The sequence below is a fragment of the Pontibacter sp. BAB1700 genome (assembly GCF_000277005.1).
Lineage (GTDB): Bacteria > Bacteroidota > Bacteroidia > Cytophagales > Hymenobacteraceae > Pontibacter > Pontibacter lucknowensis.
In genome coordinates, this window is record NZ_AKIS01000200.1 from 1 (window position 1) to 23,855 (window position 23,855).

Sequence of the window (23,855 nt, forward strand, 5' to 3'; positions counted from 1 at the left end):
TCCGCCGGAAATCCGAATCCCGAACAACCTGAGCATGACGGGCAGGTATAGCGGCACCCTCACCAACTTTGATCTGAATGCAGCGATCAACAGCTCTTTTGGCAACCTGAACGCCGTGGTAGACATGGACCAGGGTCCGGCAGGAGCCGAGCCATTCCGGGCGACGGTCAGAACGTCAGGCTTTGACCTGCGGCAGCTCTTCACGGAGGACTATGGCGTGGGGCGTGTGGCATTTGAGGCTACCGCCAGAGGTACAGGATTAACTCCCGAAACCATGCGTGCTGATGTGCAAGCCCGAATTAAAGAAGCGAACTACAACAACTACGCCTACAACAATGTGGATGTGGACGCCCGCATCGACCGTAACCTGTACCATGTCGCAGCCCGCGCCCGCGATGAGAATCTGAATTTCGACCTGAAAGGCGACTTTAATCTGCGCAATGCGGAGCGGGGTGAGTATGTATTTGACCTTGACCTGAAAGGCATTGACCTGAAAGCCCTCAATTTTTATGAAGAGGACCTTGGCATCAGGGGGCAGCTGCGTGGTCGCTTTGCCGGTAACGACGCTAGTGACATCAGCGGCACGCTGGAAGGCGATAATGTGCGGGTGCGACTCGAAGGGGTCTCCTACCCGATCGACTCGCTGCAACTGACGCTGCAGCAGAATATGCCGGGTACAGCCATTGCGCTTAACTCCAGCATAGCTGATGCCGATATGCGCTTCACCAACGACCTGGCTGAGCTGCCCACCGCACTCGCCAAGCACTTTTCGGCCTACTTCGATCTACAGCCCGACCCGCCTTTCCCGGCGAACCTGAACCTGGGCGACTTTGAGGCTGAAGTACAGTTGCGCCGTCCGGATATCATTGCCTCCTTTGTACCTGACCTGGAGCAATTACAGGTGAGTGGTCCGATCACGGCCTCCTACAACGGGGAAACGCAGGAATTTGCCATGGATGCCAACGTGGGGCAGGTTGTCTATACCGACTATAACATACAGGACGTAGCCCTGCAGGTGCGGGGTAACCGGGAGCAGATGGGGTACAGCCTTGGGGTGCGCGAAATCCGGTCGCCTTCGCTGCTGATCAACAACGTAAGCCTGAACGGAGCCGCCCGCGATAATGACATGACCCTGCGCCTGGCCATGGCTGACCTCGACAGCGTGGAGCAGTTTGTGATCGGCGGTGTGCTCAACAGCCTGGGCCCAGGTTACCGCTTTGCCTTTAACCCGGAGCAACTGGTGATCAACGGAGACCCCTGGTCTGTGCCGCAGGACAACTACGTGCAATTTGACACGGACCTGCTATACGCCCAGAACATCCGGCTGGAACGCAACGGCAATTACCTGCTTCTCAATAGTACCGGTCCAGTTGGTCCGAATGCACCCTTGCAAGTGGAGTTTGGCAATTTTGAGATCGGCTATATCATGGAGTCTTTTCAACAGCAGGACAGCGTGATGACCGGTGTGCTGAACGGAACGGCCACAGTCACTGATCTGATGGCCGGCAATCCGGGCTTTACAGCCGACATGACGCTCTCCAACTTCGCCTATACCGGTATACCTGTAGGAGATATCGCCCTGAAAGCAAACACAGCCGGCGCCAACCGCTACAACCTGGACCTGGCACTGACCGGTAACGGCAACCAGGTGCTGGTGACTGGTTTTTATGAAATGCAGCCAGATGCCAGTCTCCTCAACCTGGATGCCAATGTGGCCAATCTGAACCTGGCCTCGTTCGGGGGCTTCACGCAAGGTATGGTAGCCGACCTGGCCGGCAGTGCCTCGGGCAAAATGCGCATTACCGGCACATTGGAGCAACCAAACATTCGTGGGGCGCTCGACTTTAACCAGGCACAGTTCAACCTGACGATGCTCAACACGCCCTACACCCTCAAAAACGAGCGGCTGGAATTTACGGAACAGGGCATCAGCATGCGCGACTTTACCCTCACCGATTCGTTGGGCAACACCCTCGACATCAACGGCCGCATCCTGACGCAGAACTACACCGACTATACCTTCGACCTGCGTGCACAGACAGATCGCTTCCTGGCCATGAACTCTACCTCCAATGACAACGACCTGTTCTACGGCAACGTGCAAATGGCCCTGAAGGCCAATATCACCGGCAGCATGATGGAGCCGAATATCGAAGTATTTGTAACAGTGCTGGACAACTCCACCTTCACCACCGTAATCCCTGCCGATGATGTTGCGGCAGCGGAGCGGGAAGGTGTGGTAGAATTTGTAAACCTCAACGACTCCCTCAACGCCATTATCGGAAAGGTGATCGAGGAAAGCACGACTGCCGGCTTCGTGGGTGCCAACGTCGATGCACAGATTACGGTGACCGATGCCTCGACCATCACGATTGTGATAGACCCGACCACAGGCGACAACCTGGTCGTGCGTGGCAGCGCCTCTCCCCTTTACATTGGCATTACGCCAAGCGGGCAGATCAGCATGAGTGGTCGCTACGAGATCACCGAGGCAGGTATAGCATGGACTTCTATGACCTGGTGTCCCGGCAACTCGACATTACCCAAGGCAGTTACATCAACTGGACCGGGGACCCGATGATGGCCGACATGCAGATCACGGCAATCTACCGGGTACAGACTGCCCCCATGGAGCTTCTCGCAGCCCAGACAGGAAGTATGGAACAGGCAGATAGCCGCTTCCGTAACCAGTTGCCTTTTGAAGTGTATGTGAACCTGACAGGCGAGATGCTAAAGCCGGAGATAGGCTTTGACATTCAGCTGGAGGAAGAGGAACGTGGTGCCATGGACGGCAGCGTAGAAAGCATGCTCGGCACACTGCGCCAGGATGAGTCGGAGATGAATAAACAGGTGTTTGCGCTGTTAGTACTGGGACGGTTCCTGGCTCCCGATCCATTGGCCAGCTCCGGTGGCGGCCTGGCAGCAACTGCCCGTAACTCCCTGAGCCAGGTAATGTCGGATCAGCTGAACCAGCTCACCAACCGCTATGCCGGCGGACTGGGCCTGGAGCTGGGCGTGAGCTCCTACGAAGACTATTCGTCCGGCTCTGCCGAAGGGCGCACCGACCTGAACGTGGCCATGCGTCAGCAGTTCCTGGACGACCGCCTGACCGTGCGCGTAGGTACTGACATAGGACTGGAGGGACAGCGAGAACCACAGCAGCGCAATATGAGCGGCTTCGGTGGCGACGTGTCCGTAGAGTACTCCATCACCAAAGACGGCAGGCTGCGGGTACGCGGTTTCCAGCGCAACCAGTACGAAGGCTTTTTGGAAGGCGACGTGCGGGCAACCGGACTGGCCCTGATCTTCGTGCGCGACTACGACAACTTCTCCGACCTGTTCCGCAGCCTGGAGAGCCGTCAGGCCCGCAAAGAAGAACGCCGCATGGAGGAAGCCATCAAATTCAATGAGCGGGAGAAGCGCAAGGAAGAGCAGGAAGCCGAAGAAAAAGTAGAAGAAGTCATCAAAGAAGAATAAGAACAAACCCTATATGACAGCAGCTTTACGCTATACCCTGTTTGCTTTATGTCTGGCGCTGAGCTGGGTATTGCCCGGTTGCAGCAGCACGAAGACAGTACCGGAAGGAGACGCCCTATTTGCAGGTTTTAATGTTAAGATAAACGATGAGCAGGATAGCAGCAACCGCAGCGGCGAACTGGAGACTGAACTGAGTGCCACGGTTCGCCCACAGCCCAATGCTTCTATACTCGGCATGCGACCCAAACTGTGGATCTACAATGCCTTTTACACTGAAAAGGAAAAGGGGCTGAAAAACTGGATACAGACCAAGATCGGCGAACCGCCTGTGCTGCTTTCGGAAGTGGACACCACGAGTATAAACGAGGTGATGCAAGCCCGCCTGCACAACCGGGGCTACTTTTTCAACTCCGTACAGAGCGACACCACCATCAAAAAGAAAAAAGCTACCATTACCTGGACCGCCACCGTGCACGAGCCTTACCGCATCCGCAACATTTCGTATACCGCCAGCGACTCGCTACCTGTACATACCGAGATCAGGCGGATGCAGGAAAACTCCGTTCTCAAAAAAGGGGAGCCTTACGACCTAGATAAAATGATAGCGGAGCGTGCCCGCATTGACCAGGCCCTGAAGAACAGGGGCTACTACTTCTTTGCCCCCAACATGCTCATCTTCAGTGCCGACACCACGGTAGGCAACAAGGAAGTGGATGTGCTACTACGGCTCAAGCAGGATACCCCTTCCCAGTCGCTTCGTCCTTACCGGATCGATGACATTTTCATTAACTCCAACTTTACCATCAACGACAGCCTGTCGGTGAGCGACACCCTCCGTTTCGACGCCTACAATTACATCCCGAACGAAAACTATGTACGGGCGAAGCATGTGGTGCCGGGCCTGTTTCTGGAGAAGGACAGTGTATACAGCCGACGCAACCACCTGCTTACCGTCAGCAGACTCTCTGGCCTGAGTGCTTATAAATTTGTTAACCTGCGATACGAGCTCGACACGCTGAAAGAAGACCGGCTGGATGCATTTGTTTTCATGACGCCGGCACTGAAAAAGTCGCTGCGGGCGGAGGCGCAAATGGTCAGCAAGTCCAATAACCTGGCCGGACCGGGCGTCACCGTCTCGTTCCGCAACCGGAATGCATTCAGGGGGTCTGAAACGCTCACGCTGGACCTGACAGGCCGCTTCGAAAACCAGGTTGGCGGCCGGCGGGTGGTCAGCAACTCCGAAGAAAACCCTGAGAATCCGGTCGGGCTGAACTCTTACGAACTGGGGGCACAGGCCTCCCTCACCTTCCCCCGGCTGGTGGCGCCCTTTAACCTGCCTAACCTGCGCTCCGCCTTTGTACCTAAGACGCGCATTACGCTGGGCTACAATTTCCTGAACCGGGTGCAGTTTTTCCAGATGAACTCCTTCAACGCATCCTACGGGTATAACTGGCGTCCGAAGCAGACCATTACACATGACTTTACCCCGATCAACCTGCAGTATGTACGCCTGGGCCGGCAGACAGAAGAGTTCGAGACCCTGTTGGAACGCAACCCTTTTCTGCGCAGCAGCTTCGAGGAGCAGTTCATTATCGGCTCCATTTACCAGCATACCTTCAGCACACTTGCCTTGGAAAAGAAGACACACCAGTTCTTCAACTCCACTACACTGGATGTATCGGGCAACCTGGTAAGTGCCGTGCAGTCGCTGATGGGCAATGAAAAACGGGACGATGCAGTGGACCCGCCGGTGCCTCCCCGCACTATTTTTAACCAGCCTTACTCGCAGTACACCCGCATCGACAACGACTTCCGTTACTATCTCAACTTTAGCGAGCAGAGTCAACTGGCCACTAGGCTGATCGCCGGGGTGGGTTACCCTTATGGCAACTCCCGCACCATGCCTTATGTGAAACAGTTTTCGATCGGCGGCCCGAACAGCATCAGGGCCTTCCGGGCGCGCAGCATCGGGCCGGGTACCTACAATGTACCGGACGACCAGGCCTTCTCCTTCTTTGATCAGGTGGGGGATATCAAACTAGAGGCAAACGCCGAGTACCGCTTTCCGATCTTCGGCTTCTTCAGAGGGGCTGTGTTTGTGGACGCCGGTAACATCTGGCTGATCGACGAAACCTACGACCAGGATGGGAACCTGGACAAGCCCAAATTCCAGGCAGGCAATCTTATCCAGGAGCTGGCGGTTGGCACCGGCTTCGGCCTGCGAATTGACATCGAGTTCTTTGTGATCCGATTTGACCTGGGTATACCGGTGCGTGTGCCCTACCTGCCGCAGGGCGAACGTTTCGTCCTCGATGATTTCAAGTTCGGTTTCAACCCCGGTCCCGGCGAACACGGCGTTGTGCTGAACATTGCCATCGGGTATCCGTTTTAAGGCAGGTGTCAGGTATAACCGCTGTACCTGATACCTGCTATACCTGGCTCTTACAGAATTTCAAGCACCTTTTCCGGTGGGCGCCCGATAGCTGCTTTGTCACCTTTCACCACGATCGGGCGCTCGATCAGGATGGGATTCTCCGCCATGATCTGCAGCCACTCCTCGTCGGTATAGCTCTTACCGGCATACTGCTCCTTGTATACCTGTTCGCCTTTGCGGAGCACCTGTTCTGGCTTCAGGCCCAGCTTCTTAAGCACTGCTTTCAGTTCCTGTGCGGAGGGTGTTTCCTTCAGGTATTCCACTACCTGGAGTTCCTCCCCTTTTTCGCGCAGCAGTTCCAGCGTCTGGCGGCTCTTGCTGCATCTGTTATTATGATAGATCGTAACCATCTCTAAAACTTGATTTGTTCAAAGATACGTAAAAGCAAAACAAGGCTAAAGCAGCCCCCTTACCTTCATTTCGCCAAAAAGCTTTAACTTTGCAAAAAAAGAGAGCCCGGCAGGGGCATCCGTTATATTTCACTTTAGTAACCAACCTTTCTATTTCCTAATAAACCATTATGAAAAAGACAACATTCTTCGCAGCGCTGGTAGCTATGTTTGCCTTCGCTTCCTGTTCATCGGACAACAACCAGCAACAGGCTGATGCTACTGAAGAGCATGACCACGAGCACCATGATGGCATGGCGCACGGCGATAATATGCCTGCCGCAGGTACAGTAGTAGTAGAAACACCCACTTTTGATTCAGTAGCCGAGCCTATGACACGTAATTTGTCACAGATGCTGGACGAATACATAGTGCTGAAAGACGCATGGTAGAGTCTGACCCGGAGGCGGCCAAAGAAGCTGCCAATGCTGTGCTTGCTTCTGCGAACGCCATGCCTGTAGCCACACTGCAGGTACCTGAACAGAAAGAATTTGCTGAAGAGCAGATTGAAAAAGTACGCAATTCCGCCGCTGCCATTGCCGGCACCAACGACCTGGGCGAGCAGCGCAACCAGCTGGAAGACCTGTCAGAAGCTGTGTTCTCACTGACCAAAGCCTTTGGCGCCACCGACCAGAAAGTATATTACCAGCATTGCCCGATGGTAAACAACAACCAGGGTGCCTACTGGGTGAGCACCAAGCCAGAAATACGCAACCCTTACTTCGGCAGCAGCATGCTTAAGTGCGGCAGCAACGAGGAAGTGTTCAATTAATGAGTGATTGAGTGAGTGATGTAGTTCAGGAAATCGCTCGCGTAAAACTTATTTTTCCTTCCTCCTCGAGGAAGTACTACCATACCACCTCCCAACTCAGAAGGCTGATCAGTTATGATCAGCCCTTCTGCTTACAAAAGAAAAAATTCTCTTTCCTACCTATTCACTCATTCACTAAATCACATATAACAATCTATCCAATCGAGGAAGATGTGGATGACAAGTCCGAGCCCAATCAGCCGGGTTTTGGGTATAAGGGCCAGAACTACATAAACAGGTATAAGCCAGTATTGATGCAGTAAATGGAAGCCAACACTGCAGCGCCAGGGTCGAGAATTGGTCTGACAAGCAGATGGTCAGCGTCAATGGCCAGACCTGCCAGCATGATCAGAGAAGCCCTAATGAACTGCTCTCTGTAAAACAAAGCTGCAAACGCCAGAGGTACAGCCAGGTGCAGGAACATGTGAAAGGCAAAGGAAAGGGATATGGTCATATAGCACTGTACTACATGAGCACTGTCTAGGTTGCCTCCATCAGGACGCACAAAAAAGCCCCTTGCCAGCGTTTAGCAAAGGGCTTTTTCTATAGCTATGGGAATTAACTATTTCAGAGTATCTAAAAGCATCCTGGATTTCACACGCAGCGCAAACCACTCATAGGTATTTTTGAGACGCTCAAAATGCAAGCCCTCCACGATACCGTTCAGACTCGCTTCCTGCAAGGCTGTCGCCAGTACGTTGTTCTCGATCTGGAAATTATCGTAAACCAGTCCCTCCTTTATAAAAGAACACTCTACCTTCTTTTCACAGTCTTTCAATACAAGGGTGTTGCTGTGCCGTAGTGCCTTCTGGATTCTCTCAAGCTCTTTCATAGTAATGTATGTGCAAAGGATTATAAGTTAATAGCAATTTCATTACATGAACTCTTCTTAAAAAGTTCATGAATATTTCAGGATAATCATCCATTTTTTCAATTTAATTCAGAAATTTTACCTAAAACCCTTCCCTTTACCCAGTAAAATATTTCTCACACCCGGCGGTGGGGTGTATTTACCATTATTTCAGGTAATCAGTGGGTTTAGCTAGGAAGCGTAACGAAAGAGGCCTTCACACGGATCGTATGAGGCTGCCAGCCATTGTTGGGCTGTGAGCGGGTCTGTAAAGTGGCCTATCTGCACTTTGATATTTGACATACTCATTAAACTGTAGCTTACTTTCTCTACCACAACCTCCAGGAACAGATCGTCAGGAAGCACAAGCGCCAGTTTGCGGAGTTTGGTGTGGGGTAAACTGTGACTTAGCAGTTCTATGGTCCAGTTCTGATCGCGCATAGTAGGGCTTGTCATACGGCTGAAGTCCACCAGCCAGGCCAGGGCATTAGATTTATACAACTGCTGACATATATTAACCAGCGCCTGCCGGTACTCGGCACTGTCTACGACCCGCAGCCAATGGCTCGAAATTAAGCTCTGCTCCGGATCATAATGCACTTGAAGGTAAGGCGGTGACTTCATATCTATGTAACAGTCTATTATTTACTACTATATTCATATAACGTGAAAATACTTAGGCTGTTGTTACTATTGTGTAAAATTGACAATACTGTTATTAAACCTACTCTATTTGAATGTAAACGGAACCCATCGCGCCTGTTATGCCTTTCAATAATAGCATCTAATATTCCATAAACCACTGGTTACTAAAATGATAAATATCATTTTAACTCTGCACATCAACTGGTAGCTTTGAGCTTTAAACATGAGAATATGCAGTAAATAATAGCATAATTACAATATATTGGCGTTGAAAATGGACAATTTGAGAAGAGCCCTGGTCGAAGTAACGGGTACAGAAGTACAGAAAGGAAGCGTGCGAAAATGCTTTTTTAAGGTCTATAGTTACCTCCTCTACCAGGATACTGCCAGTCTGTTGGAAACGCTGGACTACCGAAAATCACTAGGCCAGGAAGAACGTAAGCGGGAACGCTATTTTGTATTCCGCTATATGCTGCGTCTGATCAAGAGAAAGCACCCAAAGCAATATGATCGCCTTTGTCCGCTAGCGAACTAGAGTAAAGTACATTGATACACTAATTTGCCCGGTTAGCATCACCTGGTTACCCTAACGGATAGCCAGGTGTTTTTTTTTTGCCATATCAAAAAAATGAGGTGCACCAGAGCAACCCCAGCCCTCCAACAAACATCTATTAACAAAATCAACAGGCGGACTAGCCCCTGCCCGCCTTCATCGAAATTTCCCGGATTTGATTTCGTTCGTCGGAATTTTCGAGCTGTTAACGGATAATTTCAGATGATTCATATAATATATTAAACAGTACCTTGCATAACAAAGTACTATACACTAGCTTTACATCATCCTATTACCATACACACTAACAAAATACTACTATGAAAAAGTCATTACAATTTTTCTTCCTGCTTATCCTTACAGCATTGGCACACAGCGCATTAGCTCAAAACGAAGGCTGGATAACAGGTACCGTGCTGGACGAGAAAGGCGAAGGCCTGGGATTCGTGAACGTCGCTGTACTCTCTTCTACTACTGATGCGGTCGTGACTGGTGCCATAGCAGAGATGGATGGCAGCTTCCGTATTAAAACACCTACAAAGGGAAGTTACAAGCTGAAATTGGGCGGTTTGGGCTATCTGCCCTGATTACAGAGGTGTTTGAAGTAACAGGGCCTGACTTTAGCCGTGACTTCGGCAAACTGCAGGTAAAGCCTGATGTGAAAACACTTAAGGAAGTTACCATCCAGACCATGCGCCCTACCATTACCAACGACGCCGAGAAAATGGTGGTGAGTGTAGAGGGTACTGCTCTGGCGCAAGGCAGTACAGCCTACGAGGTACTCGAGAAATCTCCCGGCGTATGGGTGGACCAGGATGGCAACATCACCCTAAACGGCAAGCCAGGCGTGCAGGTCATGATTAATGGCAAGCAGTCCTACCTGTCAGGCAAGCAGTTGCAGAACCTGCTGCAGGGTATGTCGGCTGAGAACCTGAAGGATGTGGAGATCATCACCAACCCTTCATCCCGCTACGATGCGGAAGGTGCCTCCGGCATCATCAACATCAACCTGAAGAAAAACGAGTCTTTTGGCATGAACGGCAACGTATACGCCGGCTACCAGTACAACCGCCTGCACTCGTACAACACCGGCTTTGACCTGAGCCACAAAGCAGGTAAGTGGAACACCACCGCCGGCATGGACTTCGCCCGCCGTATGAACTACCGCGACATGCAGATGGAGCGCATCTTCAACGACCCGGCCGGCAGCAGCTTTTTTGACCAGGAAGGCTACGAAGAGCGTGAGCGCATTGCCCCTACTCTGCGCCTCGGCACCGACTACGACATCAACGACCGCCACAGCGTGGGCTTCATGAGCAACCTGTTTTACAACAGCAACGAGGTATATTCAACACAGAGTCTGCGCTGCGTCGCCCTAACCCGGACAACAGCCGCTATATCTCTGCCACCAACGAGCATGCCAGCACCTACCGCAACGGTACTTTCAACCTGCACTACAACGGCAAGCTCGACACCCTGGGCACAACCCTGTCAGCCGACATCGACTATGCCCGCATCACCGACGAGACCGACTTTGTGTTCAAGAACACGCAGCGGACCCTGACCGGCAATGATCTGGTAAGCCAGGAACACCTGACCAGCTACAACCCAACCGGCTACGACATCCTGTCGGGCAAAGTAGACTTCACCAAAAAACTGGGCAAGGACGGTAAACTGGAGCTTGGTGTCAAAGCCAGCCATGTAGTGTCAGACAATGAGCTGCTGTTTTATGAAGTGACAGACGGCCGCAGGTACTGGACCCACGCCGCACCAGCCACTTCATCTACACAGAAAATATTTTTGCAGGCTATGCCAACTACTCCGGCAAGCTGAGCGAAAACTGGAAGATCATGGCGGGTCTGCGTGCCGAGCAAACGGTGTCCGAAGGCAATTCGATCACATTGAACGATATCACCAAGCGCGACTACCTCGACCTGTTCCCGAGTCTGTTCCTGCAGCAGAAAGTGAGTGACGACTACCAGGTGAGCTACAAGTACAGCCGCCGCATCAACCGTCCGTACTACGGTCAGCTTAACCCCTTCATTTTCTACCTCGACCCTTATACCTGGTCGCAGGGCTACCCGAACCTGAAGCCACAGTACACCAACTCATTTGAAGTAACGCAGACACTGAAGCAGCGCTACAACCTGATGTTGGGTTACTCTGTGACAACAGACTTTATCGGTGAGATCCCAACCTACAACAGTGAAGACAACACCACCGTGTTTGGGCAGCGTAATATTGAGAATTATAAGAACGTGTATGGTACGCTGGTAGCGCCGGTGCAGCTATCCGGCAAGTGGGAGATGAACAACACCGCTACACTGGCCTACCAGCGCTATACCAAAGACGTGAATGCGCAGAATGTGGTAAACGACCAGGTGCTGTTCTTCCTGCAGTCGAACCAGAACATCCAGCTGCCAAAGAACCTGCGCATGGAGCTGAACGCCGGCTTCCAGGGGCCTGCCGTGTACGGTCTGTACGAGATTAGAAGCCAGTGGTGGCTGGACGCAGGCCTGAAGCGCACTTTCATGGACGATCGCCTGACGCTCTCTGTTAACGCCACTGACATCTTCAGAACCCGTGAGCTGCGCGTAAAAACCCTGCTCGAGGGCAACCTGAATGCCATTGACCAGTACCAGGGTGCCCAGAGCATCCGCGTGAACCTGCGCTACAACTTTGCCAAAGGCAAGGCTTTTGAAGCGAAGAAACGTAACATCAACCTCGACGAGATCAACCGCACCGGAAACTAGATAAATAGTATTAGTTAGCTTACTCAGCCCCTGCACAAATAAGTGTGGGGGCTGTTTATTTTTCACCGGTTATACCCCTGCCCTATCCTGACACCGCCCTTGCACGTAGTTATACAATCAATCAAAAAAGGGAACATGCAAGAAGAGAACACAGAACATAAAAAATTAAGAATAGCAGCTGTGGGAGACATACATGTGCAGGAGCAGGACGCTGGCAAATGGACAGATTTCTTCAGGCAGGTATCGGAAGAGGCGGATGTGCTCCTGCTCTGCGGCGACCTGACTGACACCGGCCGCGAAAGCGAAGCCGAAGTGCTGGCCGAGGAGCTGAAGGCCTGCTCCATACCTGTACTGGCCGTTTTGGGAAACCATGATTATGACCATGACCAGGTAAAGAAATTGCGAAAGGTATTTGCTCCGACTAATCTAAAACTGCTCGACGGCGACTTTACTGTGATCGGGCATGTGGCTTTGCCGGTGTGAAAGGATTTGGTGGCGGATTCGACAGGTATATGCTCGGTATGTTCGGTGAGCAACTCAATAAAGACTTTGTGCAGGAGGCCGTAACGGAGGCCTTGAAGCTGGATGCCGCCCTGTCGCAGATCGACAGTGAGCATGGCGATCTCAAAAAGATTGCGCTTCTGCACTACTCTCCTATTCAGGCAACCATCGAAGGCGAGCCTGAGGCCATCCATCCATTCCTGGGCTGCTCCCGCCTGGAAGAGCCGCTTAACCGTCGAAACGTGCTCGCCGCCTTTCATGGCCATGCACACGTAGGCACCCTGGAAGGCGAAACGTCGACCGGCGTGAAGGTATACAATGTGTCGAAACCAGTGCTTCAGAAGTCGGAGTATGAGAAGCCTTTCTTTCTGTTAGAGGTATAGACCTGAAACTATATGGAAATAAAAAGGAGGCTATTGGCCTCCTTTTTACTGGTAGCTATACCTAACGCCCGCTTATCCGAAAGCACGGCATAAAGCGGACTTTTAATAATATTGAACCCCGTAAACTGATCGGCATTCTCATACAAGCCAGTGCATGTAGCGAAACGCCTCCTGAACCGGAAGAAATTAACCGATTTTAGAGATCAGGTCGGCTGACCTATTGGAGTAACCTACCTCGTTGTCGTACCAGCCGACCACTTTCACGAGCGTACCGTTTGCCGAGGTCATCTCTGCGTCGAGGATGCAGGAATGTTTGTTACCGACTATGTCAATGGAAACGATCGGGTCTTCCGTATATTCCAGGATCCCTCTCAATGAGCTTTCAGCCGCATTTTTCATGGCAGCGTTTACTTCCTCTTTCGTAGCGGGCTTTTGGAGCACACAGGTAAGATCGGTGAGAGAGCCGGCAGGTATAGGCACCCTGATGGCCACGCCATCCAGTTTCCCTTTCAGGTGCGGCATCACGAGACCAATCGCTTTGGCTGCCCCGGTTGTCGTAGGTATAATGGAGTAGGCTGCGGCACGGGCTCTTCTCAAATCCTTGTGTGGCGCATCCTGCAGGTTCTGGTCAGCCGTGTAGGCATGCACGGTAGTCATGTAGCCTTTCTCAATGCCAAAGGCATCGTCGAGTACTTTTGCCATAGGTGCCAGGCAGTTGGAGGTGCAGGATGCATTCGAGATGATTCTTTCGTCGCCTGTCAGGATATTATCGTTAACGCCCAGCACCACCGTTGGTATATTTCCCTTGGCAGGTGCCGAGATCACGACCTTTCTCGCACCGGCTTCCAGGTGCTGGGAGGCCCCCGCTTCGTCAACAAAGCGGCCCGTGGACTCGAGCACAACGTCTATACCTAATTTCTCCCACGGCAGGTTTTTGGGCTCCCGCTCAGCTGTCACGCCAATCTCCTGGCCGTCCACGATCAAACCGTTTTCCGTGGCCTGCACTATGCCATTAAAGCGGCCGTGCACAGAATCATACTTCAGCAGATGGGCAAGTGTTTTGGTATCGGTCAGGTCGTTTATGGCCACCACTTCAACATTTTCCTTCCGGAGGAGGGCTCTGAAAGTGAGCCTGCCGATACGGCCGAAGCCATTGATTGCAACTTTTATCTTCGCCATAGTTTTCAGATTGAGTTATGCGTATGGTAAAAAATTTAACTTTCGGGTTTTCCTAAGTGCTATACCTTAGTTATACTGTAAAACCATCCGGGAAGTCAATAAAAAGTGTCTTGCTGTAAATAAAGCTATCGGCATTGGCCAACAGGCGGCGGCAGTTCTCGCTCAGGTGGCGCAGGTGCAAATTGCCAGCCTGTAGACGACCCAAAACTGACTGAACACAGTTTTTGCATTTCAACGGATTATTAGTACTTTTGCATCCTCAAATGTACGCACATACCATACATAGCGTCCCTACTCCCCCCTGATCATCTATTTACCTTCCCGGGTAAACAGCTATACTATTTCATTTTTCACATAAAGATCCTCCGGGATCAGCTTTAATTCAGGCTTCATGGTTTCAGAAGAAATCCTGCGCAGACGCACGTTTGCCATTATCAGCCATCCCGATGCTGGTAAAACTACACTTACCGAAAAACTGCTTTTGTTCGGCGGTGCCATCAATACGGCAGGCGCTGTCAAGAGTAACAAAATCACAAAATCTGCCACTTCTGACTTTCTGGAGATAGAGAAGCAGCGTGGTATCTCCGTTGCCACCTCGGTGATGGGCTTCGACTATGCCGGACACAAGATCAACATCCTCGACACACCCGGTCACAAGGACTTCGCCGAGGACACTTACCGCACGCTCTCGGCCGTGGACAGTGTGATCCTGGTGGTGGACTGCGTGAAAGGCGTGGAGGAGCAGACCCGCAACCTGATGCAGGTATGCCGCATGCGCAACACACCCGTGATCGTCTTCATCAACAAGATGGACCGCGAAGGCCGCGACCCTTATGAGCTGCTCGACGAGCTGGAGCGGGAGCTCAACATCCACGTGCGCCCGCTGAGCTGGCCTATCGGTATGGGCTCCACATTCAAAGGGGTGTATAACCTGTTCGACAAGGACCTTCGTCTTTTCACGGCCAACAAACAACAACTCACCAAGGATGTGATCGCGATCGAGGACATCAAAAGTTCGGAACTGGACGAGATCATCGGAAAGCAATCTGCTGACACGCTCCGGTCCGACACTGATTTCCTGAACGAGTTTTACGAGAACTTCGACCTCGACCTGTACAAGGAGGGTTACCTGGCGCCCGTGTTCTTCGGCAGCGCCATCTACAACTTCGGCGTGGGCGAACTGCTGGACACCTTTGTCAAGATCGCACCATCACCACAGGCAGTGCAGGCATCACAGCGGGAGGTGCGGCCAGAGGAGAATGCCTTCACCGGCTTCATCTTCAAGATACACGCTAACCTCGACCCGAACCACCGCGACCGCATCGCCTTTTGCAGGATCTGCTCCGGCAAGTTTGAGCGTAACAAGCTCTACTACCATACCCGCCTCGACAAGCGCATCCGCTTCTCCAGCCCCACCAGTTTTATGGCCAACGAGAAGAGTCTGCTCGAAGAGGCGTGGCCGGGCGATGTAGTCGGCTTGTACGATACGGGTTCCTTTAAAATTGGCGACACGCTCACGGAAGGCGAGCTGCTGCAATACAAAGGTATACCGAGCTTTTCCCCGGAGATTTTCAAGGAAGTGGTGAACAAGGACCCTTTCAAGACAAAACAATTGGAGAAAGGTATACGCCAGCTCACGGACGAGGGTGTGGCGCAGCTATTCATGCAACAGCCTGGTAGCCGCAAGATCGTCGGTACGGTAGGTGAACTGCAGTTCGACGTGATCAAGTTCCGCCTGAAGCAGGAGTACGGTGCCACCTGTGACCTGTATCCCCTCAACTATTACAAAGCCTGCTGGATCACATCAGACGACAAAGAGGCGCTGGCCCGGTTCATCGCGATCAAGGGCAGCCACATCGCCTACGACAAAGACGATAACCCGGTGTTTTTTGCCGATACGTCGTGGGTGCTGCGCTCGGTGCAGGAGCATTATCCGAAACTGAACTTCCACTTTACTTCCGACTTCAAATTTGAGGCGGCCAGGCAGGGGTAAACCCCTGCTGTTCAATTAGCTGTACAGAAGTCACCTCATTATTCCCATAGACCTTACCCTATTTCATAACGGTAAACACATTTATGAATCAAAATTCATTACCCGATCAGAAAAGAATCAACGACGGGTTTTTCTCGCATGTCAAGACTGACCTGCCTGCCGGTCTTGTCGTATTCCTGATTGCGCTTCCGCTTTGCCTTGGTATTTCGCTTGCCTCCGGTGCGCCCCTATTCTCGGGCATCATTGCCGGTATAGTGGGCGGTATCGTTGTGGGCTTTCTGAGTGGCTCCAAGGTTAACGTAAGTGGACCGGCTGCTTCGGTGGCGCTGGTGGTGCTGATGGCCATTCAGTCGCTGGGCTCATTTCAGGCGGTGCTGGCGGCCACAATGGTAGCAGGTGTGCTGCAGATCATCCTGGGCTTCCTGCGAGCTGGCACTATTGCCTACTTCTTCCCTAGCTCCATGATCAAGGGTATCCTGGCTTCAATCGGCCTTATCCTCATCATTAACCAGATACCGCACGCCTTCGGGTATGCAGGCAAAGAGCTTTTCGGCAGCATGGAAGACGGCTTCAGCACCAACCTGTTTGCCGGTGTGCTGGACCAGATCAGCCTGGGCGCCACCATCATCACGGTGCTCTCCCTCATCATCATTTTTGCCTGGGACCAGCCGGCGCTCAAGCGCTATACCTTCTTTAAGTTTGTGCCCTCTGCCCTTATCGCAGTAGTGGTGAGCGTACTCGTAAACCAGCTTTTCGTGGCTTATTTTCCGCAGTTGGCCCTAAGCGGAAACCGACTGGTGCAGCTTCCGGCAGCGGATGGCATCGGTGAGTTTTTCTCTTTCTTCACCTTCCCGGATTTCTCCCAGCTCACTAACCCGGAGCTGTACACCGTGGCCCTGAGCATCGCTTTCATCGCATCGCTGGAGTCCCTGCTGAGCACTGAGGCAGGCGATAAGCTAGACCCATACAAGCGCAAGTCCTCCACCAACCGCGAACTCAAAGCACAGGGTATAGGCAACCTAGTGTCAGGCTTTATCGGCGGCCTGCCGGTGACCGCCGTGATCGTACGTACCTCTGCCAACGTGTCGTCAGGGGGACGTACGCCGCTGTCAACCATCACCCACGGCACGGTGATGCTGATCTGCGTGATGGCTATACCCCGCATTCTCAACATGATTCCGCTGGCTTCGCTTTCGGCAGTGCTCTTTGTGGTGGGATACAAGCTGACCTCCATCGCCCTTTACCGCCGCATGTGGAAAGCTGGCAAGCGCCAGTTCGTGCCATTCTTTGTGACCATCGTGGCCGTGATGCTGACAGACCTGATCACAGGTATCATGATCGGTGGTGCTGTGTCGGTATTCATGATCCTGCGCGACAACTACCGCACGCCTTTCTTCATTGACAAGAAAGCGCACTACGAAGGAGAACGTGTGGAACTAGTTCTTTCAGAGGAGGTTACTTTCCTGAACAAGGCAAGTGTCATGCTCACGTTGGACCACGTAGCGCCTAATTCCACGGTGGTGATCGATGCTTCACGTTCTGTAAACATAGACGACGACGTGCTCGAGATCATCGAAGAATTTAAAGCCACGGCAGCTTATAAGAACATCAAAATTGAACAAATAGGCCTTGACAAGTTCTTTGCTCAGCGTAAACCAGCTTAAATTAGGACAATTTAGTAAGAACAATCCCATAAGTTAATCAGTATATAGAATCAGATTGATTCTATATACTGATGATGGATTACACCCGACTAAACACTACTCCTTCTCCCCCAGGAATGGAAGCCTTTGTTGTCTCCTATCCACCATTGCTGCCTACCCTGGAATACCATGAAATTACTTTATAAAAAGATCATAAACCGGCTTAAAAAGATTACAGGACGCTTTGTGTCGCACAACATCCGCTACAGGCCTCAAAGTATATTCCGCCTGCATACCGACGATGCGCAAGCCCAGCGTGAAGCAAAGCTATACCCTGTTTATCCCGCCCTGCGCACCACCCTGGACATCCCGGAGGCTCTTTACGAAGCCTGCTCAGCCTACTGGAAGCCGCAGCGGGAAGTCACGACCGACTATGAGGTGGTAGAAGCCCCCAATGGCCGCATCTACACCGACAACGATAGCACCATAGCGATCATCAGCAAATACAACCGCCTGATCGAGAACGTGTCCCTGAGCATGAAAGAAGGGAAAGTAACGGAAAACGGGTATAACAATATCTTTGAACAGCGCTATTTTTCGGCGCCTACCAGGTTTGAGGGCACGGTCTTTTCTCTGCTGACCGGCGGAGCGGGGCTTAACAACATCAGCCACTGGTTTGTAGATGTACTGCCACGCCTGCACCTGCTCAAAGAGAGCGGACTGTACGACAAAGTGGACTGGTTCCTGGTGCCCAGCCTGCGCTATGACTTCCAGCTCGAAACATTGCGACTGCTAGGTATACCGGAAAAAAAACTGATTGCCGGTGACGAACATCCGCACATCATGGCCGACTGCATTATCGCCTCCACTGCACCCCGTGGCAATCACACGCTGGTACCGCACTGGCTCTGCCAATACATTCAGGCCGCATTTGTGCCCTTGCCGCCCAGGAAACCGAAGCAGACCAGCAGGGCGTAAAACTGTACATCAGCCGCAGCGACTCCAAACTGCGGCAGGTGGAGAACGAAGCGGAGCTGGTGGAGGCCCTGAAACCCTACGGCTACCGCCCGGTGGTGCTGAGCCAATTATCCGTGCTGGAGCGGATCAAGTTGTTCTCAAGGGCCAGCTCGGTGGTGTCGGCTACGGGAGCGGGTCTGGTCAGCATGATGTTCTGCAAACCGGGCACGCAGGTGATCGAGCTGTTTCACGAGGGTTTTGTCATAGAACCTTTCTATGACATTGCCACCAAAATGGGCATGGACTACAGCTACATCATCTGCAAGAGCAACAGCCTGGTGAAAGACGCCGGACAAGGCCAGCACGAGAACCTGAAAGTAGAGCTTCCGGAGCTGGTAGAACTGATCCGGGCCGGGAAGAAAAATAAACGACAGGCGCAGCCAAACCAACAAACCAACCTGAAGTATAGCTGATATAGGGATGGCGGCATTGCGCCACTGAACTTAAACTGAAAACAATGGAAGAAGATAAAAAGAAGTACCTCGATGCTTTGCGTAAAAACAACGGAAAGCTCGACGAAAGAGCCCTGGGCGAGAGCCTTGGCTTCAGCAAGGAGTACACAGACGAACTCATTGAAGCGCTCATGGCTGACGAGAAAATAGAATACAGCGCAGGTCAGAACTGTAGCTACAAAGTGAAGGAATAATCAGACGATCGGGCAGACAGCCTGATTTGCAGGAAGAGCGAGCCGCCCTGAACCATACCTCGAACAGGTATAGTTCAGGGCGGCGTCATTAAGGCAGGCTATCCACTTTAATTCCTGGGTACAGGCTGCTTGCTTTATACTTTCAAATGAATATATTTACATATCATAAAAAAACAAAAATCTCCTCACCTTCAAAAATCAAAGCATATGAGTATGATAAAAGAGTTTAAAGAGTTTGCCATGCGCGGCAACGTGATGGACCTGGCCATTGGTATCATCATAGGTGCTGCTTTCAGTGGCTTGGTTAATTCCGTTGTCAACGACCTCATCATGCCGCTGGTCGGTAAGGCGATCGGTGATATGGACTTCTCCAACCTGTATGTGCCACTCTCTGATGCTGTACCGCAGGGCCTGGCGCTGGAAGAGGCCCGTAAACTGGGTGCTGTATTTGCCTGGGGTAATTTTATTACAGTATTGATCAACTTCCTGATCCTGGCCTTCATCATCTTTATGATCGTGAAAGGCATGAACCGCATGATGCGTAAAAAGGCCGCCGCTCCGGCAGTGCCGCCTGCTCCTACCAAAGAAGAAGTGCTGCTCACCGAAATGCGCGACGCCCTGCGCACCATCGCTGCGAAGTAAGCGCTGCCCATACCTGAAAAGCCCTGCTGCACTTCGGCTAATACGCCAGTGCAGCAGGGCTTTTTTGTAATCCAGGGACTAAAGAAATGTTGATTGCTGGATGCACGATTCCGACAGGTCGCTACACTTCTATCCTCTGCTATACCTGTCCTTTGGATTCACCTGGCTGAGTTCGATCAGCAGCTGGGCTATGTTATGTGTGGTGGCTTCGAAGAAGGCCTTGCCTTTGGCGGGTGTGGCGGCGGCCGGGTTGCCGATGCCGGTATCGTCGCTCACCTGCGACCACATGCGCTCTGACCAGGCCCAGCCTTCGCGTATACCTGTGAGGCGGGACTTGTGCTCTTTGCCCTCCCTGCTGCGCTAAGCGGCAGCATCAGGTCAGGACGCAGGTGCTGCATGATACTGGTCTCCATCTCGTCGGCGTGGTCGCCTGGGCTGTCGAAGAAGGCCTTGCGGTCGGCGGCCAGGAACCAGTTGCAGGTGAGCAGGAACATGTCCGGAAACTGCAGGCCCAGCTCGCGCAAGATTGGTTTAAAATCGTTGCCGCCGTGGCTGTTGAGCAGCAGGAGCTTGTGTATACCCTGCCGGTTGAGTACCGTGACGATGTCGCGCAGGATAGCCAGTTGGGTGCTCGGGTTCAGGTTGATATCGAGCTTGATGTCGGCCTGACCGGTATTTACGCCAAATGGCAGCACCGGCAGCACCATCACCTTTGCCTCTGCTTCCCAGGCCAGTCTGGCAGCCTCAGCCGCCACTGCCTCCGCTTCGTAGTTATCAGTGCCGTAGGGCATGTGATAGTTGTGGGCCTCAGTGGCACCCCAGGGCAGTATGGCTACTTCAACCTGCTGGTCTTTGATCGCTTTCCAGTTCGTTTCTGCAAGTATGTAAGGACGCATGAATAGTTTGGGAGTTAAATTTTCTGAGCGGGGATCTTAACTTTCTAACTTTCAACAAGCCATTCGATCGCTTCTTCCATGCTTTCGAAGCTGCGATACATGATGGAGCCGACGACCAGAGCTGCGGCGTTACTGGAAATGGTTTCGCGGTCAGGGTCAGCGGTCTTGAGCTTGGCAAACTTTTGCAGCCGCGTACTGGCCAATTGCAGGGCCAGGTTGTTTATAATCCCGGCATACTCCTCCATGGGCACCGTCACCTTCGACTGACGCGTATCGGTGAGGATGCGCTTGATATCGTAGCTGCGCACTGTTTCTACCACCTCGTTGATGATATACGTCACCTCAGGCAAGGTATAGCTGTGCATATTCGGCCAATCCACAAACAGGATATCTTTGGTGGGGTTATAATCCAGCTTCAGGAATTTATTTGGAATGATCATGTAAGTTTTTTGGACAAAGCGCTATTTATACGCTTCACAAGGCAAAAGTAATGTATTTGGGTAATCATCCAAGTATCCAGTTGCGGGCCTCTCCGTACTGCTCAAATTCTCTGAAGCTGTAAGGCAGCGTACTGTTGTCCACTGTCTTGAACATATTTTCGCAGCTGATCCGTGCTGAGATGTCATTAGAGCGGACACGGGCCATTTTATCCAACTGCTGTGCGTGCGGGTAAAAGAGCGGCGCCCACTCCTCCTTCGTCCACTTCTGATCTGACAGACGCACCACACGGGCCTGGCGGTAGTCATCAAGCCAGCGCTTCACTTCGTAGTTTTTGAGTATATGAATGTACTGCAGCATCGCTTCCCGGTACTCTGCGCTGGCCGCGTAAGCCGACCAGGTGATCTCCAGTAATTGCTCTGCCTCGTAATAGGCAATGTTTATATAGTTTTTTTTGTATATTATCATTGCAATACAGTCTGTATAACTGACAGGGACATAGAGCGCTGTAAAACAATCGTTTCCGTGTTTACGTCACCCGTGTACTCCTATCCATATATTTCGACAAGGGTTTGCAATAAACAGTTTCCAGTTTTAAAATCAAAACCACTGCATAATTTTAGTATGAATTATTGACCTTTCTCTAGTTTGACTTGACCATTCAGGTGCTGCTTTGTAACTTGTGCCGATTCATATCTGAATTATCCGTAGTATTCAGCACACCCCATGATTCTTTTACAAAACAGCATATTGCGACTGGAGTACAACCCGGCCACCGACATACTGCAGGTGCGCTACCCCGACCTGCAACGCTATCATTTGTCAGAGATCAGGCACAGCCTGCAGATCATGGTGGAGACGATCCGAAACTACGATGTGCGTAAGCTCATGCTCGACGCCCGCACCACGTCTATAGAAATTGAGGAGGAGGAGAACCGCCAGCTGACGCTGGAACTGGCAGGTATGCTGTCGAAGACACGGCTGACCAAAGTAGCCCGGGTACAGCCCTCTGACCCTGAGAAAGAATCCCGCGCCCAGCGCAACATTGAGGCCGCTCGCAAAGCAGGCATCTTAAATTATGAAGTAGGTACATTTACCACACCGGAAGAGGCCCTGATCTGGCTCAAAGCTTAAGGTATAGACATAAAAAAAAGCGGCCCCGGTCGTTCACCCCCGGAGCCGCTCCTATCATTCACAAAATGAGCTTTCGCTAAGCTGCCTATATATACGGCTGCCTATATTAGAAAGTTGTTATCTTTTTTAAATTATTTTTTCGGGTAATAGCGGGTCATCTTATCAGCAGCTTCGCGGGCGCCTGGTATATGTCACACCTAGGGCAACTCTATAAAGACGGAGGTACCTGCATCTACCTGACTTTCAATCCATACCCTGCCCTTGTGCTCGTCTATTATCTGTTTGACAATGTATAGCCCCAACCTGTCGTGGGCTCCCATTTGTCCCTTGCCTCCTCGCTTTGGTGAATTTCTGGAAGACAGTGGCCAGCAGTTCAGCGGGAATCCCGATTCCGTTATCCTGCACCTGCAGCATCTTTTTGCCACCTACTTCTTTCAGTGTGAGGCTTATCTGACCATTTTCCTGGCTAAATTTTACGGCATTGGAAAGCAGGTTCTCCAGCACCCACCTGAACTTATCCCTATCAATGGCAGCAAAAACAGGTTTTCCTGTATGATGGAACATCAGGCTAATACATTTTCTTTCCGCGACTATACGCAGGCTGTTCAGGTGGAGCTGAATATAATCTTTCAGGTCTGTTTCTTCCAGTGTAAGATACCTGGACTCAATCTCTCCTATGAGGAGCAGCTCACTGATCAGGTGGAGCGCTCTATCTGAAGTTTCCGAAATAAGGTTGACGTATGAAAGGATTTGCTCGGCCTTCTCCTGCCTTTTTTCCCCAGACTCTTCCAGGTTCTCCTTTAGCAAGCGGGCAGCCATCATAATATTGTTAATCGGAGATTTCAGATCGTGCGCTACCATGTGCATGATAGTTTCCTGGTTATCATACAGCTTCTTGAGCTCCAGTTCAAGAAGCTTACGTTTGTCTATGTTCTCTACTATCGTAAAGCCTAGCGTAGCGTCCTGGTCCTGAAAAAGAATCGAGGTTACCCGACACCAGAAACTGGTGCCGTCCTTATTGAGCAGGCAGGTTTCTATCTGAAAAGAAGGAATCTGCTCTTCCCAAAGCTTTTTCTGCAGTGCTTGCCAGTCCAGGACAAAATCAGGGTGGGCAAACTCGGTAATGCGGGTACCGATCAGCTCGGCTTTGCTGTAACCCATCATCCGCTGCAAGGCCTCGTTCACCTGCGTAATTTTCAGGTCAGCGGAAATGATCTTCTGCCCCAGTACAGACTGGTAAAATATAGCTTCGAAGCGGCTATGGCTCACTTCAAAGTTTTTATGAATGGCTTGCTGTGTATTTAGTTTCTCGTATGCTGCTGCGTTCTCCAAACGCAACTGCTCTATCTCCTTTCGCAAAGCCAGGATTTCGGCCTCGGAAGAAGTGCTGTTCGCCTGAGAGGTTTTTTGGTTTGTTTTTGAATTAGGCATATATGGCAAATACGTCACTAATCGGCGGTTATCCGACTAT

Annotated in this window: 24 protein-coding genes and 4 pseudogenes; 17 read left to right on the forward strand and 11 right to left on the reverse strand. The window is 51.6% G+C overall.

The window, feature by feature from the left end; all coding sequences use genetic code 11:
* Window positions 1-1,933 precede the first annotated feature (1,933 nt).
* Both O71_RS26060 and O71_RS19420 read left to right on the forward strand, forming a co-directional pair.
* Window positions 1,934-3,477 (forward strand): annotated as a pseudogene (locus O71_RS26060) (translocation/assembly module TamB domain-containing protein).
* Between the two features lie 13 nt (window positions 3,478-3,490).
* Complete coding sequence (locus O71_RS19420; protein ID WP_007660416.1) at window positions 3,491-5,869, forward strand: BamA/TamA family outer membrane protein; 2,379 nt, start codon at window positions 3,491-3,493, stop codon at window positions 5,867-5,869.
* Between the two features lie 50 nt (window positions 5,870-5,919).
* On the opposite strand, the gene arsC is transcribed toward O71_RS19420, so the two are convergent.
* Entirely contained in the window at window positions 5,920-6,261 is a 342-nt protein-coding gene (gene arsC / locus O71_RS19425) for an arsenate reductase (glutaredoxin) (RefSeq protein ID WP_007660417.1), read from the reverse strand.
* Window positions 6,262-6,431: 170 nt separating this feature from the next.
* Between arsC and O71_RS26065 the strand changes: the two genes are divergently transcribed.
* Both O71_RS26065 and O71_RS26070 read left to right on the forward strand, forming a co-directional pair.
* On the forward strand, window positions 6,432-6,692 hold the full coding sequence (locus O71_RS26065; RefSeq protein WP_007660418.1) for a hypothetical protein: 261 nt from the start codon (window positions 6,432-6,434) through the stop codon (window positions 6,690-6,692).
* A complete protein-coding gene (locus O71_RS26070; protein WP_007660421.1) occupies window positions 6,686-7,072 on the forward strand; it encodes a DUF3347 domain-containing protein in 387 nt (128 codons plus the stop codon). Before O71_RS26065 ends, O71_RS26070 begins: the two co-directional genes overlap by 7 nt.
* 179 nt (window positions 7,073-7,251) lie before the next feature.
* Here O71_RS26070 and O71_RS19440 read toward each other — a convergent pair.
* The 3 genes and pseudogenes from O71_RS19440 to O71_RS19450 form a co-directional block, all read right to left on the reverse strand.
* A pseudogene (locus tag O71_RS19440) lies at window positions 7,252-7,565 on the reverse strand (DUF6122 family protein).
* Between the two features lie 108 nt (window positions 7,566-7,673).
* Window positions 7,674-7,943, reverse strand: a complete 270-nt coding sequence (locus O71_RS19445; protein ID WP_007660425.1) for a hypothetical protein — start codon at window positions 7,941-7,943, stop codon at window positions 7,674-7,676.
* A 210-nt stretch (window positions 7,944-8,153) separates the two neighbouring features.
* Entirely contained in the window at window positions 8,154-8,585 is a 432-nt protein-coding gene (locus tag O71_RS19450) for an STAS/SEC14 domain-containing protein (RefSeq protein WP_007660427.1), read from the reverse strand.
* A 295-nt stretch (window positions 8,586-8,880) separates the two neighbouring features.
* Here O71_RS19450 and O71_RS19455 point away from each other — a divergent pair, with 295 nt between their 5' ends.
* From O71_RS19455 to O71_RS26095, 6 genes and pseudogenes are all read left to right on the forward strand, one after another.
* Window positions 8,881-9,141 (forward strand): hypothetical protein, encoded by a 261-nt coding sequence (locus O71_RS19455; RefSeq protein ID WP_143732126.1) that lies wholly within the window; start codon window positions 8,881-8,883, stop codon window positions 9,139-9,141.
* Window positions 9,142-9,479: 338 nt separating this feature from the next.
* Window positions 9,480-9,746, forward strand: a complete 267-nt coding sequence (locus tag O71_RS26075; RefSeq protein WP_007660429.1) for a carboxypeptidase regulatory-like domain-containing protein — start codon at window positions 9,480-9,482, stop codon at window positions 9,744-9,746.
* Between the two features lie 8 nt (window positions 9,747-9,754).
* Complete coding sequence (locus O71_RS26080; RefSeq protein ID WP_237717915.1) at window positions 9,755-10,723, forward strand: TonB-dependent siderophore receptor; 969 nt, start codon at window positions 9,755-9,757, stop codon at window positions 10,721-10,723.
* Window positions 10,675-11,912: pseudogene (locus tag O71_RS26085) on the forward strand (outer membrane beta-barrel family protein). Before O71_RS26080 ends, O71_RS26085 begins: the two are co-directional and overlap by 49 nt.
* Window positions 11,913-12,047: 135 nt before the next feature.
* On the forward strand, window positions 12,048-12,395 hold the full coding sequence (locus tag O71_RS26090; protein WP_237717916.1) for a metallophosphoesterase: 348 nt from the start codon (window positions 12,048-12,050) through the stop codon (window positions 12,393-12,395).
* Complete coding sequence (locus tag O71_RS26095) at window positions 12,392-12,796, forward strand: metallophosphoesterase family protein (RefSeq protein WP_237717917.1); 405 nt, start codon at window positions 12,392-12,394, stop codon at window positions 12,794-12,796. Before O71_RS26090 ends, O71_RS26095 begins: the two co-directional genes overlap by 4 nt.
* A gap of 186 nt (window positions 12,797-12,982) precedes the next feature.
* Here O71_RS26095 and gap read toward each other — a convergent pair whose 3' ends face one another.
* On the reverse strand, window positions 12,983-13,975 hold the full coding sequence (gene gap / locus O71_RS19480; RefSeq protein WP_007660434.1) for a type I glyceraldehyde-3-phosphate dehydrogenase: 993 nt from the start codon (window positions 13,973-13,975) through the stop codon (window positions 12,983-12,985).
* 70 nt (window positions 13,976-14,045) lie between these two features.
* Entirely contained in the window at window positions 14,046-14,180 is a 135-nt protein-coding gene (locus O71_RS26730; RefSeq protein WP_255345429.1) for a hypothetical protein, read from the reverse strand.
* Window positions 14,181-14,366: 186 nt separating this feature from the next.
* On the opposite strand from O71_RS26730, the gene O71_RS19485 reads away from it, so the two are divergent.
* The 6 genes from O71_RS19485 (at window position 14,367) to mscL (ending at window position 19,916) form a co-directional block, all read left to right on the forward strand.
* Window positions 14,367-15,968, forward strand: a complete 1,602-nt coding sequence (locus O71_RS19485) for a peptide chain release factor 3 (protein ID WP_007660437.1) — start codon at window positions 14,367-14,369, stop codon at window positions 15,966-15,968.
* A gap of 83 nt (window positions 15,969-16,051) precedes the next feature.
* A complete protein-coding gene (locus O71_RS19490) occupies window positions 16,052-17,632 on the forward strand; it encodes a SulP family inorganic anion transporter (protein WP_007660438.1) in 1,581 nt (526 codons plus the stop codon).
* Window positions 17,633-17,800: 168 nt separating this feature from the next.
* Window positions 17,801-18,589 carry a DUF563 domain-containing protein gene (locus O71_RS19495; RefSeq protein WP_007660439.1) on the forward strand — a complete coding sequence of 263 codons (789 nt, stop codon included), beginning with the start codon at window positions 17,801-17,803 and terminating at the stop codon, window positions 18,587-18,589.
* Window positions 18,541-19,041: a DUF563 domain-containing protein gene (locus O71_RS19500; RefSeq protein ID WP_237717918.1), complete on the forward strand. Its 501-nt coding sequence runs from the start codon at window positions 18,541-18,543 to the stop codon at window positions 19,039-19,041. The genes O71_RS19495 and O71_RS19500 overlap by 49 nt, the downstream gene beginning before the upstream one ends.
* Before the next feature lie 44 nt (window positions 19,042-19,085).
* On the forward strand, window positions 19,086-19,274 hold the full coding sequence (locus O71_RS19505; RefSeq protein ID WP_007660441.1) for a hypothetical protein: 189 nt from the start codon (window positions 19,086-19,088) through the stop codon (window positions 19,272-19,274).
* Between the two features lie 207 nt (window positions 19,275-19,481).
* Window positions 19,482-19,916, forward strand: a complete 435-nt coding sequence (gene mscL / locus O71_RS19510; RefSeq protein ID WP_007660442.1) for a large conductance mechanosensitive channel protein MscL — start codon at window positions 19,482-19,484, stop codon at window positions 19,914-19,916.
* A gap of 129 nt (window positions 19,917-20,045) precedes the next feature.
* On the opposite strand, the pseudogene O71_RS19515 reads toward mscL, so the two are convergent.
* The 3 genes and pseudogenes from O71_RS19515 to O71_RS19525 form a co-directional block, all read right to left on the reverse strand.
* A pseudogene (locus O71_RS19515) lies at window positions 20,046-20,812 on the reverse strand (creatininase family protein).
* Between the two features lie 44 nt (window positions 20,813-20,856).
* Complete coding sequence (locus O71_RS19520) at window positions 20,857-21,252, reverse strand: hypothetical protein (RefSeq protein ID WP_007660443.1); 396 nt, start codon at window positions 21,250-21,252, stop codon at window positions 20,857-20,859.
* 64 nt (window positions 21,253-21,316) lie between these two features.
* Window positions 21,317-21,718: a hypothetical protein gene (locus O71_RS19525; RefSeq protein ID WP_007660444.1), complete on the reverse strand. Its 402-nt coding sequence runs from the start codon at window positions 21,716-21,718 to the stop codon at window positions 21,317-21,319.
* A 258-nt stretch (window positions 21,719-21,976) separates the two neighbouring features.
* Between O71_RS19525 and O71_RS19530 the strand changes: the two genes are divergently transcribed.
* Window positions 21,977-22,384, forward strand: a complete 408-nt coding sequence (locus tag O71_RS19530; RefSeq protein ID WP_007660445.1) for a hypothetical protein — start codon at window positions 21,977-21,979, stop codon at window positions 22,382-22,384.
* 197 nt (window positions 22,385-22,581) lie between these two features.
* Here O71_RS19530 and O71_RS27590 read toward each other — a convergent pair whose 3' ends face one another.
* Together O71_RS27590 and O71_RS19535 are read right to left on the reverse strand one after the other, a co-directional pair.
* Window positions 22,582-22,662 (reverse strand): hypothetical protein, encoded by an 81-nt coding sequence (locus O71_RS27590; protein ID WP_369750998.1) that lies wholly within the window; start codon window positions 22,660-22,662, stop codon window positions 22,582-22,584.
* Window positions 22,628-23,815, reverse strand: a complete 1,188-nt coding sequence (locus tag O71_RS19535; protein ID WP_040574880.1) for a PAS domain-containing sensor histidine kinase — start codon at window positions 23,813-23,815, stop codon at window positions 22,628-22,630. The genes O71_RS27590 and O71_RS19535 overlap by 35 nt, the downstream gene beginning before the upstream one ends.
* Window positions 23,816-23,855: the final 40 nt, after the last annotated feature.